A 16,454-nucleotide genomic window follows, 5' to 3' on the forward strand; every position below is an offset into this window, starting at 1 on the left:
TACCGGCCTAGGGGCCGCACCGCCACCATCAAACTCAACCCCAAGGCCAAATCGCCCACCAAGCACAACACACTTCGCGGTCAAAACCCCTCTGCGAGCCTGTTCTCGCTAACTGCGCAACAGGCCCCTTGTGGGAGAAGGTGGATCGGCGCGCAGCGCCGAGACGGATGAGGGGTGTTCCAGCGGAGTGAGGCGTAGGCATTCCCTGGAGCACCCCTCATCCGTCGCCTTCGGCGACACCTTCTCCCACAAGGGGAGAAGGTGGAATCGCACTACTCCCTTGCGATAATCTCCTGGCCGTCGATGACCAGCCTCAGGCCCAGATTGCCGGCCTTGCGGCGGGCGAGGAAGCGCGGGCGGCGCGTGGTGGAGACGCGGCCTTTGCGGCGCTCCTGCGGCGGCAGGGCCTTGATGGCGGCGCCGAGCGATTCTTCCAGGGTGCGGGCAATGCCGTCGGCCTCGATCAGCAGCATCGGCAGGCGATAGGCATCGGCCCAGGCGCGCCAGTCGGCGGCGACGTCGTCGAGGTCGTCGGCGACCAGGAGCGGCACAGACAGCATCGGATCATTGTGGAGGAGCTCGAGCGTCACGGTCACGTTGCCGTCGGGATCCTCCATGGCGCGCGCGGCGACGCCGCGGAACGCATTGGGGGGCAGCGCGATGATCGCCGGCACGCCGCTCATCTCCAGCACACGGCGGATGACGGCGCCGCGCTGGTCGATGGTGAAGGTCACATCGCCATAGTCGTCGCGGGTGGCATAGCTCACCATCTGCGGCAGGCGAAATGGGTCGAGACGCATGTTGCGCCCGGCCCAGACTGGCTTCAGTCCAGTGTTCATCGATGTCTTCCCTGTTAGTCCTGAGGGCCGTTTTTCCGGTTCTCTCAGGGCCGGTTTTTCCGGCCTCGTTATGGGAAGAAACATTAGCGCTCGCTTCTTACCGGCGCGCTTAAGAAAGTCGGTTAAATTTTGCTGATCTGAGCCGATGGTTATCGGAATGCGACCGGCCGGCGGATCGAGGAAGGATCAGATAACCTTACCGGGATTCATGATGCCGGCCGGATCGATGGCCGCCTTCACGCGGCGCATCAGTTCGATCGCCATCGGCGGCGCCGTGGCGATCAGCTCGTCGCGCTTCAATTGGCCGATGCCGTGCTCGGCCGAGATCGAGCCATGGAAGGAGCGCACGACATCGTGCACGGCCTGGTTCATAGGGTGGTAGAGTTCGAGGAACGCCTCGTCCTGCCAATCCACGGGACGCGAGGTGTTGTAGTGCAGGTTGCCGTCGCCCATGTGGCCGAAGCAGACGACGCGCGCGCCGGGGCAGACTCCCTCCACCACGCCGGCCGCCTTTTCAATGAACTCCGGGATCGAGGCGATCGGCACCGAAATGTCGTGCTTGATCGAAGCGCCTTCGGGCTTCTGGCATTCGGGAAGCGTCTCGCGGAAATTCCAGAAGGCGTCGCCTTGGGCAAGGCTTGCCGATACTACCGCGTCGCCGACGACGCCCTGATCGAGAGCCTCGGCCAGGACTTCTTCGATCAGCGCCCTGCCGTCTTCCTCGGAGCGGCCGGAAGAGACCTGCATCAGCACATACCACGGCCAGTCGTCGGCCAGCGGCCGCGTGATGCCTTGCCCGTGCTTGAGCGTGAAATCGTATGGCCTTTTGCCGATCAGCTCGAAAGCGGTGAGCGATGCGCCGGCGCGATCCATCGCCAGGGTGAACAGCGAAAGCGCATCTTTCGGCGACGATGGCAGGCCGGCAAAGGCCACCTCCCTGCCCTTCGGCTTCGGGAACAATTTCATCACCGCGGCGGTGATGACGCCGAGCGTCCCTTCGGCGCCGACGAAGAGGTTCTTCAGATCGTAGCCGGTGTTGTCCTTCTTCAGCTTGCGCAGATCGTCGAACACCTCGCCGGTCGGCAGCACCACTTCGACGCCGAGGCAGAGCTCGCGCGCATTGCCATAGGCAAGCACACCGGTGCCGCCGGCGTTGGAGGAGAGATTGCCGCCGATCTGGCACGACCCTTGCGCGGCGAGCGAGAGCGGAAACAGCCGATCGGCGGCGTCGGCCGCCTCCTGCAGCGTCTGCAGGATGACGCCGGCCTCGACCGTTACCGTGTTCGACAGGACATCGATCTCGCGGATGCGGTTCAGTCGCGACAGCGAGACCACGATGTCGCGGCCGGATTTGTCCGGCACCTGGGCGCCGACCAGGCCTGTATTGCCGCTTTGCGGCACGATCGGCGTTCCGGTCTCGGTCGCAAGTCGCATGATGCGGCTCACTTCCTCAACGCTGCCGGGTCTCAGCACCAGTGATGTGCGGCCGTGCCAAAGGCCGCGCCGCTCGGTGATGTAAGGCGCGATGTCGGCCTGATCGCGCAATGCATATTTGTCGCCGACGATTGCCGCGAAGCGGTCGATGAGGGCGGGATCGAGGTCCAAGGGCTGATCGTTCATGGGCGGCGAGACTAGAGCAATTCCAGGAAAAGTGCGAAGCGGTTTCCGTCCGGAATTGCGTCAGAACAAAGAGATAGACTCAGGCCGGCTTATCACGCGGCGCGGCGGCGCGGGCGAGCCGGTCATTGATCGCCTCGCCCAGGCCCTCGAACGGGATCGGCTCGACGGCGATGGTCGCGGCGCCGACACGGTCGAGCGCCTGCATATAGGCAAAGAGGTTGCTTGCCGCTTCGCGCAGGTCGCCCCTTTCAGAGAGATTGCGCAGCGCAACGGCCCGTTCCCAGCCCTCGGCGCGGTTGCGGCCGAACGCAAGCAACGCCTCGCCTTCGGCAATTTTTCCGACGTTGAGCCGCATCGCGGCGGCCGGCGCGTAATGCGAGGCGAGCATGCCCGGCGCCTCGATGCCGCCAGCGCCGCGCGACAATTTCGCGCCGGCCACCGCCTCGATCTCCTCGGCGCCGATGCCGCCGGGCCGCAGCAGCCGCAACTTGCCGTTCTCGACCTTGAGAATAGTCGATTCCAGGCCTACGGGCGTCGCGCCGCCATCGACGACCAGCCTGATCCTGTCGCCGAGATCGGCGGCGACCGCTTGCGCTGTCGTGCCGCTGATCCTTCCGGAGGAATTGGCGCTGGGAGCGGCGAGCGGCCTGCCGAGCCGGGCAATCAGCTCGCCGCCGACCCCGCGCGGCATGCGCAGCGCGATGGTGTCCAGCCCCGCAGTGACGAGCGGGTGGATGCCGTTGCCGCCGCGCTGCGGCAGCACCAGCGTCAGCGGGCCGGGCCAAAAGGCTTCGGCCAGTTTTGCCGAGAGCGGATCGAAGCCGGCGATACGGTCCGCCATCGCGCGATCGGCGACATGGGCGATCAGCGGGTTGAAGCGCGGCCGTCCCTTGGCCTCGAAGATGCGCGCCACGGCAACGCCATTGGTGGCATCGCCGGCCAGGCCGTAAACCGTCTCGGTCGGGATGGCGACCACGTCGCCACCTTCGAGCAGCGCCAATGCTTGCTCCAGAGCCTCGCCGACCGCCAGTATCTCAGCCAAATCCGTCACCAGTCCTGAACATGCCGGTCCCGTAATACGGCCGCTTGCATCGGGCAAGTGCGGGCATTGGCGATTTATCAATCCCTAAAATGTTAGGTTTCCGCGCAAGCCGGCTTCAATGTGCCGGCCCTAAGGTGCGAGTTCGATGTGGTTGCGGGCTTGGGAGTTGTTGTGATGCGTTTGCTTGGAGCGTTCGGGATCAGCCTTCTGGCGATGAACGGCGCGGCACATGCCTCGTCAATCGTCGTGGTGGCACCCTCGACCTCGACGCCTTCGGTTATCAGGCTGAATGCGATCGACCCGACCAAGCTGTCCGCGGCCTCGGCGCCGTCGATGATAGCGCTTGGCGAGCCTGTGCCCGCCGTCACCGACGAAAAGGTCGCGGCAATCCCCGCGAAGTCCGGGCGCCAGCAGGCCCCGATGATCATTCGCGGCGGCATTGTCGGCGGCGCTTTCGAAACGCCCGCGGCGGCCAAGCCCACAGCACCGGCAAACACTACCGCCGCCGCGCCGGCAAACGGCACCACGCCGGCAACGCCCGTGAACGGCACAGCGTCCGCTTCGAACGGCAACAGCGGAACCGGCGGACAGCCGGCCGCGACGGCCAATGCGTCGGGCGGCGGCGCGCAGCCGCAAGGCGCCCCGTCGGTGCCGCGCGTCGGCAAGGCGATGTAGATCACACTGGATCCGGCCTTGGCATGCTAGGCGCTTAACTTGTCCGATTCCCGTGATCGGATCGGGCACGATTGCGCCGGCATTTCAAAAAAAGGGGGTTTCATGACTGTTTCGAAAGCAATGACCGTTGCCGCACTGTTGGCGACGACGACACTGGGCACGGGTACGGCACGGGCCGACGACATGCTTGGCTCTTACACGGCGCGGATTTCCGACCGCGATCACCGCGCCAGCGACGGCTACCCGCTCGGCAGCGCGGCGCAGATGGTGCGGCAGGACCGCGCCAACTGGCATAAATTCCACCAGCGCGACAGCGACGACCAGGGTGATGCCTGGTTCCGCAGCGACGGCTCGCGCGCCGACCTGCAGCGCATGCTGGAACGCGGCGGCGCCATGAGCAGCGCCACAAGGCGCGCCATCGTCAATGGCGAGCCGTTGATCGAGGTCGATCTCTATTCGGACGGTGTGCGGGTCAGCATAGTGGAGGATTAACGGGTCAATCTTCCTGGAAGACCGACAAGAGCCGCACCGAGGAAAAAGGGCGACGCGCGACGCGCCGCCCCTGATGGTTCAGACGAGAGGAGACGGCTCAGGCCGCTTCTTCCCTGTCGTCATCGTCGGACTCATCCTCATCGGCTTCGTCCTCATCATCGTCGCCATCTTCATCCTCGTCGTCGGACTCATCGTCGCCCGAGGCTTTGGCTTCTTCGTCGGCGTCTTCGTCGTCGCCGTCTTCGTCGCCTTCATCTTGGTCGTCCGACTCGTCGTCGGCCGAGGCAGTGGTTTCCTCGTCGCCGTCTTCCTCGTCGTCTTCGGACGGATCGGCGGATTCGACCGCCGCGGCGGCAGCGTGGTCGAGAAGGTTTTCGGAAGCGGATTCGATCGCCGCGGCGGCGGCCGGGGTCTCTTCATTCAGGTCGATATCGTCAACGGAATTCATGGCATGCCTCCGTGTTTTGGGAATGTCTTACGGCGCGCCCCACGAAACGATTTCGGGCAACGCGCCTTAGGTCTTTGGTTGATGCATGTCGTTGCCCCAGGACCGCTCAGCGCTTCTGGACGACATGCACCTTTGTCCCATGCGGAGGTCATCGTCATATGACTGTAAGCCGGCTCCGGCGCATTAAATTTCGAGCGCCGAATTGTTCAAGCCTGCCGGCATCCTAGCCGATGCGGGCAAGCTCGAATGTGCGGTTTTCCGAGCCGTCAGCCGACGATTTTTGAAAAATCCGCGACCTGATCGGTGGCGGCGCGGATGCGGGCGAGCAGCGCCAGACGGTTGGCGCGCACGGCCTGGTCCTCATCATTCACGAGAACACGCTCAAAGAATGAATCAACCGGTTCGCGCAACACGCTAAGCGCCAGCATGGCAGCAGAAAAATCTTCGTTTTGAATTGCTTGGCCGGCTTCCTTCTCGGCCTGATTCACCGCGGCAAAAAGCTTCTTTTCCGCCTCCTCGCGGAACAGCGCCGGCTCAACGGTCTCGGCGATTGCCGTTTTCTTCTTCTCCTCGGCGGCCAGGATGTTGGCGGCGCGCTTGGTTCCGGCAAGCAGGTTCTTGCCCTCCTCGGTGTCGAGCAAGGAGCCGAGCGCCTCGACGCGGCGCACGATCTGCAGGAGGTCGTCGTTCGGCGATTGCCCAATCTCCCCCCTTGTGGGGGAGATTGGGCGCGAGCCCGCTGACAGCACGGCATCGATCAAGTCATGCCGTGCACCGCTTTCACGCAGATAGACTTTCAGACGGTCGTGGAAGAAGGCAAGGAGGTCGGACGACTGGTCCGCGCCGCCTTTGAAGTTTGCAAAGGCCTTGGCGAAAACAGACGTCAGCGCCAGACGAATCCGGTTCTCGACGAGTATTCTGACCACGCCAAGAGCCGCACGTCGCAGCGCGAACGGATCCTTGCTGCCCGTGGGCTTTTCATCGATCGCCCAGAAGCCGGTGAGCGTGTCGAGCTTGTCGGCGAGCGCGACGGCAACCGAGACCGGATCTGTCGGCACGCGGTCGGATGGGCCTTGCGGTTTGTAGTGCTCCTCGGCGGCCGCGGCGACCGACGGATGCTCGCCCTGCAGCAGCGCATATTTGCGGCCCATGGCGCCTTGCAGCTCGGGGAACTCGCCGACCACTTCGGTTTGCAGGTCCGCCTTGGCAAGCACGGCGGCACGGCTTGCGAGCGCGGTAATCTCCCCCCTCGAGGGGGAGATGTCGCCGGAGGCGACCGTCGGCGCCAGTTCCTCAGCCAACCGCTTGATACGCTCAACGCGCGCGCCTTGCGTGCCCAGCTTCGCGTGAAAAGTCACGTTGAGATGATCGAGGCGCGCCATGCGCTGGTCGAGCGGCTTCTTCAAATCCAGGTCGAACTTCGCCGCCGATTCGTTCAGCTGGTCGAGGTCGGGCAAATCGCCTTGATCGGTCCGCCAGAAATAGAGCGCATCGGACAGGCGGGCGCGCACCACCTTGCCGTTGCCGTAGGCGATCTCCTTGCCGCCGTCGCTCGCCTCGATGTTGGCGACCAGCACGAAGCGGTTCGAAAGCGGCGATTGGCCAATCTCCCCCCTTGAGGGGGAGATGCCCGGCAGGGCAGAGAGGGGGGCCTCGCGCTGAGTCCCCTCTGTCGGCTTCCCCGACATCTCCCCCTCCAGCGGGGAGATCGGGCGCGACGTCACGAAACACTTCTGGTTGGCGCGGATGGTGAGGCGGATGACCTCGCCCGGAATGGTGAGGAAATCCTGCTCGAACTCGCCCATCAGCACGACCGGCCATTCCACCAGGCCGGAGACTTCCTCCAGCAGGCCCTCGTCCTCGACCAGGTCGAGGCCGTTGGCGAAGGCGATGTTGCGGGCGTCGGCCAGGATGATCTCCTTGCGCCGGTCGGCATCGAGCACGACCTTGGCCGCCTCGAGCTTCGCCACATAATCGTCGAAGCGGCGCACGGTGATCGCGCCCGGCGCGTGGAAGCGATGGCCATAGGTGACGTTGCCGGCGCGGATGCCGTCGATCTCGAAATCGACGATCACCGGCTCCTCGGTCTCCGGGCCGAAGGTGCAGACGATCGACTGCAGCGGCCGCACCCAGCGCAGCGAGCCGGGTTTCGCCGAGGCCGGCCCCCAGCGCATCGATTTCGGCCAGGGAAAGCTTTTGATGATGCCTGGCACCAGTTCGGCGATGATCTCTTCGGCCGCCCTGCCCGGCTTGGAGATGTGCGCGACGTAGAAGTCGCCCTTCTTCGGGTCGGAATGGACATGCGCCTCCCCGATCGAGGAAAGCCCGGCCTTGCGAAGGAAGCCCTGCACCGCCTGCTCGGGCGCCGTGGTCGAAGGACCCTTGATCTCCTCGCGGATGTCCTTCGAGCGCGCGGTCAGGCCACGGATGTCGAGCGCCAGACGCCGCGGCGTCCAATATTCGCGCGCCGCCTCATAGGTGAGACCCGCCTCGACCAGACCGTCGGTCAGCATCTTCCTGAGGTCGCCGGCCGCCTTGCGCTGCATGCGGGCGGGAATTTCCTCGGAGCGGAGTTCCAAGAGCAGGTCGGGCATAGTTAAGCTCCCCACCCTCCCCTTGATGGGGAGGGTCGGCGCGAAGCGCCGAAACGAATGGGCGGGAGATAGCAACTCGGCCGCCCGCTGTCACCCCGCCAGCAGATCGCCTCTTCGACCGATTTCGCGGAATTTTTCGACCCGCTGTCGGGTTGGCGCCGGCCCACCCGTCCTTGGAGCAGAACTTCCCATGAACCGAACGCTGCGCTGAAGCGACAAACGCTCAGGCAGAGACCTATTGGCTGAACGGCGATGAAGACGGCATCGAGAACCCTGCAGATCCTGGCGCTCAGCGCCTGCTTCGCCGCCCAGGCGCATGGCACCATCACGATGCCTGGGATCAGGCAGGCCATGCGCACGATCGACGGCGCATCGGCGCAGATCGTATTGCCGGCCGGCGCTGCCGTCGCGGCGGCGAAAGCCGTCTCGGCTTAGGCCGCCGCCAGCCCGCCCGCCCGCGTCTTGAGGAACGCCTCGCCGCAAGCCTTGGCCAGATTGCGCACGCGCAGGATATAGCTCTGGCGCTCGGTGACGGAGATCACGCCGCGCGCGTCGAGCAGGTTGAAGACATGGCTTGCCTTGATGCACTGGTCGTAGGCTGGGAAGACCATGCGGTGCATCGCCAGATTGTCGCTTGGCTTGGGCGTGCCGGCATCGAGCAGCGCCTTGCACTCGGCCTCGGCGTCCTCGAAGTGCCTCAGCAGCATCGCGGTATTGGCGAATTCGAAATTGTGGCGCGAATATTCCTGCTCTGCCTGCAGGAAGACGTCGCCGTAAGTGACCTTCTCGGCGCCCTCGCGGCCGTTGAAATTCAGATCGTAGACATTGTCGACGCCCTGCACATACATGGCGAGCCGCTCCAGCCCGTAGGTCAGCTCGCCGGCCACCGGCGCGCATTCGATGCCGCAGACCTGCTGGAAGTAGGTGAACTGCGAGACTTCCATGCCGTCGCACCAGCACTCCCAGCCGAGCCCCCAGGCGCCCAGCGTCGGGCTTTCCCAGTCGTCCTCGACGAAGCGAATGTCGTGCAGCAGCGGATCGACGCCGATTGCTTTCAGCGAGCCGAGATAGAGCTCCTGCAGGTTCGGCGGATTGGGCTTCAGGATCACCTGGTATTGGTAATAGTGCTGCAGGCGGTTCGGGTTCTCGCCGTAGCGGCCATCCTTCGGGCGGCGCGAGGGCTGCACATAGGCCGCGTTCCAGCGCAGCGGGCCCAGCGCGCGCAAGGTGGTGGCCGGATGGAAGGTGCCGGCGCCGACCTCCATGTCGTAGGGCTGCAGGATGACGCAACCATAGTCCGCCCAGTAATTGTGCAAGGTCAGGATCAGCCCCTGGAAGGAGCGGCTGGGATGCATATGGGCGGGAATCTCGATGGTCACGGCGGCCTCGGAAAGCGCGGGATGACGCTTCCCTAGTTGCCGGGCCGCCGAGCGTCAAGGCGGTGGCTCGCGCCCGGCAAGGCGGAAAGCTTTGCCGCGGTTGGCCCATTGCCGTCGAGCGGCGGTCGCCGTTTGCTCCGTTCCAGCTCAACGACAGAGGTTTCGCTATGTCCGGTCAACTCACCGTCCGACCCGTCACAAGGCAGGATTACGAGCAGTGGCTGCCACTGTGGGACGGCTACAACGCGTTTTACGGACGCTCCGGGCCGACGGCGCTTGCCGGCGAGATCACGCAGATGACATGGTCGCGTTTCTTCGATGCCTATGAGCCGGTGCATGCGCTGGTGGCCGAGCAGGAGGGCAAGCTTCTCGGCCTCGTCCACTATCTCTATCATCGCTCGACCACATCGATCGCGCCGAGCTGCTATCTGCAGGACCTCTTCACCACACAGGCCGCGCGCGGCCAGGGCGTCGGCCGGGCGCTGATCGAAGGTGTGTATGAACGCGCCAGGCAAGCGGGCGCGAACCGCGTCTACTGGCTGACGCATGAGACGAACCACACCGCGATGCAGCTCTACGACAAGATCGGCGAGAAGTCGGGGTTCGTCGTCTATAGAAAAATGTTCTAGTTTCCTCGACACAGGGAAAGGCAGCTGTTTGTCGGCGCAAGATTGTCACCGGTCATTTCCACGACAACCGCTGAGATTGGTTGAAGCCTTCCAACCTCGTCATTCCAGGGCGGAGCAGCTGCGAAGCGGCGTCGCGGAGACCCTGGAATCCATTCCGTGACCTGAGCCGCGGAGTGCAGCGGAGCAGAATTCTGCACCGCGACAGCGCTCGGAAGTCACGGAATGGATCCTCGGGTCTGCGCGCGTCGCTTCGCTCCTTGCTCCGCCCGTGGATGACGACGGGGTGGCCGTTTCGGCCAATCTCCACCTGCCAAGGCCCGAGCTCGGCAGACGCCGAGCCGAAACGAAAACGGGGCTCGATGAGCCCCGCATTCTTCAATGTTGACGAAAAGCGCTCAGCCTTTCGGCGCGGGCGTCGGCTCCGGCTTCACTTTGGGGGTTTCCTGCGCGGTGTTGGATTCGATCGGCGGCAGGCCCTTGAGCAGCTTCTGCTGCAAAGTGGCGAGCACATCCGGCTCGGGCTTCAGGTCGCGTGCCTGCGTCCACTGATAGGTGGCCTCGAGCTTGCGGCCGACGCGCCAGTAGGCATCGCCGAGATGATCGTTGAGGACCGGATCCTCGGGCTTCAGCGAGACGGCGCGCTCCATCTCGCGCACGGCGTCGTCGAAGCGGCCCATGCGGAAATAGGCCCAGCCCAGCGAATCGACGATGTAGCCGTCGTTCGGCCGCAGATCCACGGCCTTCTGGATCATCGCCAGGCCTTCCTTGAGGTTCATGTTCATGTCGACCCAGGAATAGCCGAGATAGTTCATGACCTGCGGCTGGTCGGGCTGCAGCTCCAGCGCCTTGCGGAAATTGGGTTCCGCCTTCGGCCATTCCTTCAGCCGCTCATAGGCGATGCCGCGCTGGTAGAAGATGTTCCAGTTGGCGGCGGTCGGCGTCTTCAGCTGCTCGACAGCCTTGTCGTAGAGACTGGCGGCCGAGCGGAAATCTTCCTTCGAGCCATAGACGCCGCCAAGCGCCAGATAGGCGCGCATGTCGTCCGGATGCCGGTCGAGATAGGCCTTGAGATGCGAAATCGCCTCGTCATGCTTGTCGAGATCGGCAAGGTTGAGGCCGATCTGCAGGTCGGAGAGCTCCTTCAGCGGCGAGGACGCCGGAATGCGGCGGTAGAGCGAGACGGCGCCTTCGCCGTCCTTCAACTGCTCGGCCACGGCGGCAAGCTGCACAAGGGCTGCGTCGCTGTCCGGCTTCAGCGCCAGGGCATATTGCAGATAGAGCCGCACGAAAGGCTCGCCGCCGCCGCGGTTGAGCGCGGTGGCAAGGTCAAGCAGGATTTCGGATGCGCCGTCGGCCGGACCGGTGACGAGCGGCTCGATCTTGTCGCCCTTGCTGATGCGGTCGCGCAGCGTGGTGATTTCGAGCTTGCCCGGCGCGAAGGCCTCGGCCTGGTTCAACACCGCCAGCGCCTTCGACTCGTCGCCCTTGCGGACCAGGAACGAGGCATAGGCCTGGGCGTTGCGCATCCAGGTTTCGGGCGCGGAGCCGCCGGCCGCGGTATCGGCCATGGTGGAGGCGTAAAGTTCCTCGGCCTTGTCGTTCAGGCCGGCGGCGTCGGCGATCAGCGCGCGGTGGAACGATTTGAACAGGCCGAACCAGTCCGGGCCCTTGAGCTTGTCGATGGAGTCCATGGCCTCGGACGCGTTGCCGGCACCTTCCTTGGCCCAGCCGTCCATGACGCCCGAGAGCAGCCGGTCGAGATCGGATTCCAGCGAGAGCTTCAGCCAGTACTGCGCCTTGGCGTAGTCCTTCTTGTGGAAGGAATCGATGGCCAGAGCCAGGCGCGAGAAGCGCTCGACGTCCGGCACTTCCTTCAGCTTGTCGGCATAGACCAGCGATTCCTCGAAGCGGCCTTGCGCGACCAGAGCCAGCATCAGGCTCTGCTGCAATTCCTTGTCGTTCGGCGCAAAGGCCAGCGCCTGCTTGTAATAGGCGATCGCATCGTCGAGATCGTTGTCGCTTTCGGCGATATGAGCCGCGAGATAGGCGCCCGAGAAAGACGTGATCTGGAGCGGTCGGGCCTCTTCCTTGGCCTGGACCGGCAGCACCCAAAGCGCCACACCGGTCAAAAATGCCAGCCTCGTCAGCCAGCGCGCACGTCCTTGCCGCATCGTATCCCTTTCAGCCAGATGCGATCCCGCCCTTGGCGGACCGCCCACAGACTCGCTCTTTTCCGGTCAAAGCATGGCCTTTTTGGGGTCAGGCTTCAATTGCCGGGCGAATCACAATGCAATCATCCGGCTTAAAAAACGATGCCGCGCCAGCGAAAATCCCGCGCGGAGGCCCGGGACGCCCATATGCGGCATCGGATTGCCTACAGATAGGTATCGCTGAATCCGCTGGCGGCAACCGTATCGCACAGGCCGGACCATTCGCAGCCGGAGCACGCCTGGCGCGTCAGGCCGGCGGAAAAAGCCTTGCGCATCCCCGCCAGTTTGTGGGCGTCCAGCACCAACCGGTCTCCGGCCTGGATCGGCCGCCCGAGGAGAGCGCCGACATCGCGCGCCGCTATCCGGTCCCGCTCGGCGGCGCTCTCACGCAGGCAATGCGGCTCCGGCTCGCCGAGCAGCGGGGCGCAGACATCGTCCGGACCGGCAACGATCACCACCGCCTCGCCCTCGCCCAGCCGCTTCACCACCTTGTCGTAATTGGCGGTGAAGGCCGGCGAGTAGCCCTTGCCGACATAGGTCAGCAGGCAGAGCAGATGATGGGCGCGCAGCTTGACGGTCATCGCGTCCCGGACGAGCGGTCGCCTTGCTCCGCACGATAGGTGGAAAAGAGCTTCAGCGTCGCCGCGCCCAGCGCCGACTTGAGCAGGCCGCCGACGATGAAGGGCACGAAGCCGAAGGTGATGGCCTTTTCAGCGCCGATCATGACGGCAAGCCAGGCGGTGCCCAGAACCAGGCAGAGCAGGTTGCCGATGAGCATGGCAGCGAAGGCAAGCATGACGCGGTTCCCGTTCCAGCCGCGTTCGGCCAGCCAGCCGACGACAGCGCCGACGACCGGGAAAGCGAAGAGATAGCCACCGGTCGGGCCAACGAAATGTTGTATTCCGGCCGCTCCGCCCGCCAGCACCGGAAACCCTGCCGCGCCCTCGACGAGCCAGGCGGCGATGGTCAGCGCACCGAAGCGCCAGCCATAAAGCGCGCCGACCAGTGTGACGGCGAAGGTCTGCATGGTGACCGGAACCGGCACCATCGGCACCTCGATATAGGACGACAGCGCCAGGAACAGCGAACCGAGGATCACGGCGCCGATCTGCCAGGCGAGCGAACGGCTGTGCAGCCGCAACGGGCTGAAGGAGGGCTTGTACGTCGAAACGGCTGCGTTGGTCACGGTGTCTTCCTTGGTTGGCGTGGAATTATAGATAATTTTTCGACTTCATCTATTATCGAATCCATATTTTCGCGGAGATGGCAAGTCCGGCTGCGACACGGCTTGCGAACAGATGGCGGATACAGGCGATCTGGGTCGTAACGGATTGTGCCGAAGCGTGATGTCGACGCCGACCGCGATGCGACGGCGTCCGCTACCCCACGATGGCGAAGGCGTCGCGGGTCTTGCCGGAAGCGGTCTTGACCGGCTTCTGGCCGATCCATTGCACGTGCCGCCCGAGTGTCGCGGCGGCCGATTCGGTATTGCCTTGTCTCAGGGCGCTCAGGATCGCCCGGTGATCCTGGTCGGTGCGGATTTCCCATTCCGAGCGCCAGGCCGCGAACAGGAAGCGCGCGCTCGCGGCATGCAGGTCGTCGATGGTGGAGAGCAGGCGCGGCATGTTGCAGGGCGCCAGGATCAGCCGATGGAAGGTGCGATTGGCCTCTTCCCAGGAGCGCACGTCGCGGGATTTGTCGCCGGCCTTGGTCGCCTCCTCGGCTTGATCGAGGATCGACGCCGTCAAATGCGGCACGGCATGGCGCAGCGCCAGCACTTCGAGCGCCGCCCGCATCTCCGCCACCTCCCTGACCTCGCCGAGATCGAAAGAGGCGACGCGCACGCCGCGGCGCGGCTCGCCGATCGCCAACCCTTGAGCCTCCAGGCGCCGGAAAGCCTCGCGCACCGGGACATGACTGGTGTTGAATTCCTCGGCGACATGGTCCTGGCGCAGCCGCGATCCAGGCTCGATCGCACCCGAAATGATGCGATCCGCCAGTTCCTTGCTGATGCGGACGGCGATCGTGTCTTCTTTGCTGGCCATGTTTTATAGATAATTTGCCGGACCGCTCCTTGTCGAGACGGCCGGCGCGGGATTCACAGGCGCCCTGCCCGGCGGACGCAAATGAGCCGAATCCGCGGGCTCAGTTGACGCGGCTGATGCAGAAATCGATCACGTCGATCAAAGCCGACTTCTGCGGCGTCGCCTCCAGCGGCGCCAGCGCGTCGCGGGCGATCTCGCCGAAATGGCGGGCGCGGCCGATCGTATCGGCGATGGCGCCGTGGCGGGCCATCAGGCCGATAGCCTTTTCAAGCCCGGCATCGTCGGCGACGTTGTCCTCGATGGCGCGCTTCCAGAAGGTGCGCTCGGCCTTGGTGCCGCGCCGGTAGGCGAGGATCACCGGCAGCGTCACCTTGCCCTCGCGGAAATCGTCGCCGACATTCTTGCCGAGATCCTTGCTCGAGCCGCCATAGTCCAGCGCGTCGTCGATGAGCTGGAAGGCAAGGCCGAGATTCATGCCGTACGAGCGAAGCGCGGCGCGATCGGTGCGCGAGGCCTGGGCGATGACCGGCCCGACTTCGGCGGCGGCCGAGAACAGCGCCGCCGTCTTAGCCTTGATGACGGCGAAATGCTCGTCCTCGGTGGTCTCGAGGTTCTTGGCGGCGGCAAGCTGCATGACCTCGCCCTCGGCGATGATGGAGGCTGCGGCCGACAGGATGTCCAGCGCTTCCAGCGAGCCGACCTCGACCATCATGCGAAAGGCCTGGCCGAGCAGGAAATCGCCGACGAGCACGCTCGCCTGGTTGCCCCAGATCATGCGAGCCGTCTTCTTGCCGCGGCGCAGCGCGCTCTCGTCGACCACGTCGTCATGCAGCAGCGTCGCCGTGTGCATGAACTCGACCGCCGTGGCGAGCTTGATATGGCCTTCACCGGAATAGCCGAACATCTGCGCGGCGGCGAGCGTGAGCATGGGCCTGAGCCGCTTGCCGCCGGAGGAGATCAGATGATTGGCGATCTCCGGGATCATCTCGACGTCGGAGCCGGCCTTGGACAGGATCAGCTCGTTGACCCGCCCCATATCGGCGGCTGTCAGATCGATCAAATCCTTGATGGAAGCGGGTTCCCGCTTGCCTTCGATGTTGAGAACGACACCCACCACGACAACTCCCGTCAATCTGACGCACCCTTGGTCCCTCGCCGACTCTAGGGCGGCGCAACCGGACACGGCAAGAGGCGAATTAGCGCGGCTCCGCCGACGGAGTGTCCACGCGCACGTTTACACGAACGCCACAACCTGCGATTTTCGTTTCATGATCGAGCTTGTCCGCACCAACGACGCCGTCGTCATCTCCTTTGTCGAATCGCTGATGCGCGATGCCGGCATCGCCTGTTTCGTCGCCGACCAGAATATGAGCGTGCTCGACGGTTCGCTCGGCATCCTGCCGCGGCGCGTGATGGTCGACGCCGAAAAGGTCGATGCCGCACGGCGCATCCTCAAGGATGCCGGCATCGAGAACGAGATCCGCAAAAAATAATGGGAGCCAGCACCGCCCCCGTCCCGGATACGCCGGCGCACACGATCGATGCCTTCCATCGCGGGCGCTTCTGGCTGGTGCAGCCGAGCCGCGGCGGTCATCGCGCCGGCATGGACGCCATGATGCTGGCGGCCGCCGTGCCGTCCGGCTTTTCCGGCCGGCTCGCCGATTTCGGCGCGGGCGCCGGCGCCGCCGCCCTTGCCGTGTTGTCGCGCTGTCCGGCGGCGCAGGCCGTGCTCGTCGAGCGCTCCGCCGAAATGGCCGGGTTCGCCACTGCCACGCTTTCGCATCCCGGCAATGGCCATCTCGGCGACCGCGCCTCGGTGCTGACCGCCGACGTGACGCTGACCGGCCGGGCGCGGACCGAGGCCGGGCTTGCCGGCAACTCCTTCGACTTCGTCATCATGAACCCGCCGTTCAACGCGGCCGAGGATCGCTCGACGCCCGACGCGTTGCGCAGAGAGGCGCATGTGGCCGAGGACGGCCTGTTCGAGCGCTGGATCAGGAGCGCCGCCGCCGTCGCCAGGCCGCGCGGCGGGCTGGCCGTTATCGCGCGGCCCGAGCAGTTGGTTGCCATCCTGGACGCGATCGAGGGACGCTTCGGCGATGCCGAGTTGCTGTGCGTGCATCCGCGGCCGGATGCGGCGGCGATCCGCATCGTCGTCAGGGCGGTGCTCGGCGCGCGCGGAAAATTGTCGATCCGCCCGCCGCTCATCTTGCACGGGCCGTCCGGCAACGGGCCGGCGGAGCGGACGGAAATGATCAATAACGGCCTGGCATCGCTGTTCGGCGATTGATCCTTGAAGCGCGTCGCGTTGAAATGGATTCTAGCGACGCGCTTCAAGTTTTTGTTTTATGCATGTCTTTTTCGCAAAACCGCTGCACACTTTTGCGCGACATGCACTGGCCGGCGATGCGGCATTGCCGTTGGCCGGCGAGTTCCTTACATGCCCAAGCAGGATGATGCCGCGACCGTGAAACAGACCAA

General features: G+C 64.8%; 17 protein-coding genes. 6 read left to right on the forward strand and 11 right to left on the reverse strand.

Annotated elements, in window-relative coordinates:
- Positions 1-272: 272 nt before the first annotated feature.
- From CK219_RS21190 to CK219_RS21200, 3 genes are all read right to left on the reverse strand, one after another.
- Entirely contained in the window at positions 273-839 is a 567-nt protein-coding gene (locus tag CK219_RS21190) for a DUF6101 family protein (RefSeq protein WP_071074058.1), read from the reverse strand.
- 186 nt (positions 840-1,025) lie between these two features.
- On the reverse strand, positions 1,026-2,459 hold the full coding sequence (locus CK219_RS21195; protein ID WP_095768701.1) for an FAD-binding oxidoreductase: 1,434 nt from the start codon (positions 2,457-2,459) through the stop codon (positions 1,026-1,028).
- A 79-nt stretch (positions 2,460-2,538) separates the two neighbouring features.
- Positions 2,539-3,501, reverse strand: a complete 963-nt coding sequence (locus tag CK219_RS21200) for an L-threonylcarbamoyladenylate synthase (protein WP_176477108.1) — start codon at positions 3,499-3,501, stop codon at positions 2,539-2,541.
- A gap of 174 nt (positions 3,502-3,675) precedes the next feature.
- Between CK219_RS21200 and CK219_RS21205 the strand changes: the two genes are divergently transcribed.
- Positions 3,676-4,176: a hypothetical protein gene (locus CK219_RS21205; protein ID WP_176477109.1), complete on the forward strand. Its 501-nt coding sequence runs from the start codon at positions 3,676-3,678 to the stop codon at positions 4,174-4,176.
- Between the two features lie 102 nt (positions 4,177-4,278).
- Entirely contained in the window at positions 4,279-4,668 is a 390-nt protein-coding gene (locus CK219_RS21210; protein ID WP_095768703.1) for a hypothetical protein, read from the forward strand.
- Positions 4,669-4,765: 97 nt separating this feature from the next.
- Here the strand turns inward: CK219_RS21210 and CK219_RS31780 are convergent, their stop codons facing one another.
- On the reverse strand, positions 4,766-5,116 hold the full coding sequence (locus tag CK219_RS31780; protein ID WP_176477110.1) for an ATPase: 351 nt from the start codon (positions 5,114-5,116) through the stop codon (positions 4,766-4,768).
- Between the two features lie 266 nt (positions 5,117-5,382).
- Positions 5,383-7,710: a glycine--tRNA ligase subunit beta gene (gene glyS, locus CK219_RS21220; protein WP_095768704.1), complete on the reverse strand. Its 2,328-nt coding sequence runs from the start codon at positions 7,708-7,710 to the stop codon at positions 5,383-5,385.
- Between the two features lie 252 nt (positions 7,711-7,962).
- Between glyS and CK219_RS21225 the strand changes: the two genes are divergently transcribed.
- Positions 7,963-8,145, forward strand: coding sequence for a hypothetical protein (locus CK219_RS21225; protein WP_095768705.1), 183 nt, complete (start codon positions 7,963-7,965; stop codon positions 8,143-8,145).
- On the opposite strand, the gene CK219_RS21230 is transcribed toward CK219_RS21225, so the two are convergent.
- Entirely contained in the window at positions 8,142-9,065 is a 924-nt protein-coding gene (locus CK219_RS21230) for a glycine--tRNA ligase subunit alpha (protein ID WP_176477116.1), read from the reverse strand. The two genes, CK219_RS21225 and CK219_RS21230, sit on opposite strands and share 4 nt — an antisense overlap.
- 191 nt (positions 9,066-9,256) lie before the next feature.
- On the opposite strand from CK219_RS21230, the gene CK219_RS21235 reads away from it, so the two are divergent.
- A complete protein-coding gene (locus tag CK219_RS21235; protein ID WP_095768707.1) occupies positions 9,257-9,718 on the forward strand; it encodes a GNAT family N-acetyltransferase in 462 nt (153 codons plus the stop codon).
- A gap of 395 nt (positions 9,719-10,113) precedes the next feature.
- On the opposite strand, the gene CK219_RS21240 is transcribed toward CK219_RS21235, so the two are convergent.
- From CK219_RS21240 to CK219_RS21260, 5 genes are all read right to left on the reverse strand, one after another.
- Entirely contained in the window at positions 10,114-11,889 is a 1,776-nt protein-coding gene (locus tag CK219_RS21240) for a tetratricopeptide repeat protein (protein WP_095768708.1), read from the reverse strand.
- Between the two features lie 203 nt (positions 11,890-12,092).
- Positions 12,093-12,509, reverse strand: a complete 417-nt coding sequence (locus tag CK219_RS21245) for a DUF1284 domain-containing protein (protein ID WP_095768709.1) — start codon at positions 12,507-12,509, stop codon at positions 12,093-12,095.
- Positions 12,506-13,114, reverse strand: a complete 609-nt coding sequence (locus CK219_RS21250) for a biotin transporter BioY (protein WP_095768710.1) — start codon at positions 13,112-13,114, stop codon at positions 12,506-12,508. The genes CK219_RS21245 and CK219_RS21250 overlap by 4 nt, the downstream gene beginning before the upstream one ends.
- 193 nt (positions 13,115-13,307) lie before the next feature.
- Complete coding sequence (locus CK219_RS21255) at positions 13,308-13,973, reverse strand: GntR family transcriptional regulator (protein ID WP_095768711.1); 666 nt, start codon at positions 13,971-13,973, stop codon at positions 13,308-13,310.
- Between the two features lie 100 nt (positions 13,974-14,073).
- Positions 14,074-15,087, reverse strand: a complete 1,014-nt coding sequence (locus tag CK219_RS21260; RefSeq protein ID WP_095768712.1) for a polyprenyl synthetase family protein — start codon at positions 15,085-15,087, stop codon at positions 14,074-14,076.
- Positions 15,088-15,241: 154 nt separating this feature from the next.
- On the opposite strand from CK219_RS21260, the gene CK219_RS21265 reads away from it, so the two are divergent.
- Positions 15,242-15,466 carry a DUF2007 domain-containing protein gene (locus CK219_RS21265; RefSeq protein WP_027164594.1) on the forward strand — a complete coding sequence of 75 codons (225 nt, stop codon included), beginning with the start codon at positions 15,242-15,244 and terminating at the stop codon, positions 15,464-15,466.
- A complete protein-coding gene (locus CK219_RS21270) occupies positions 15,466-16,263 on the forward strand; it encodes a methyltransferase (protein ID WP_095768713.1) in 798 nt (265 codons plus the stop codon). The genes CK219_RS21265 and CK219_RS21270 overlap by 1 nt, the downstream gene beginning before the upstream one ends.
- Positions 16,264-16,454: the final 191 nt, after the last annotated feature.

The sequence above is a fragment of the Mesorhizobium sp. WSM4313 genome (assembly GCF_002294725.1).
Taxonomy (GTDB): domain Bacteria; phylum Pseudomonadota; class Alphaproteobacteria; order Rhizobiales; family Rhizobiaceae; genus Mesorhizobium.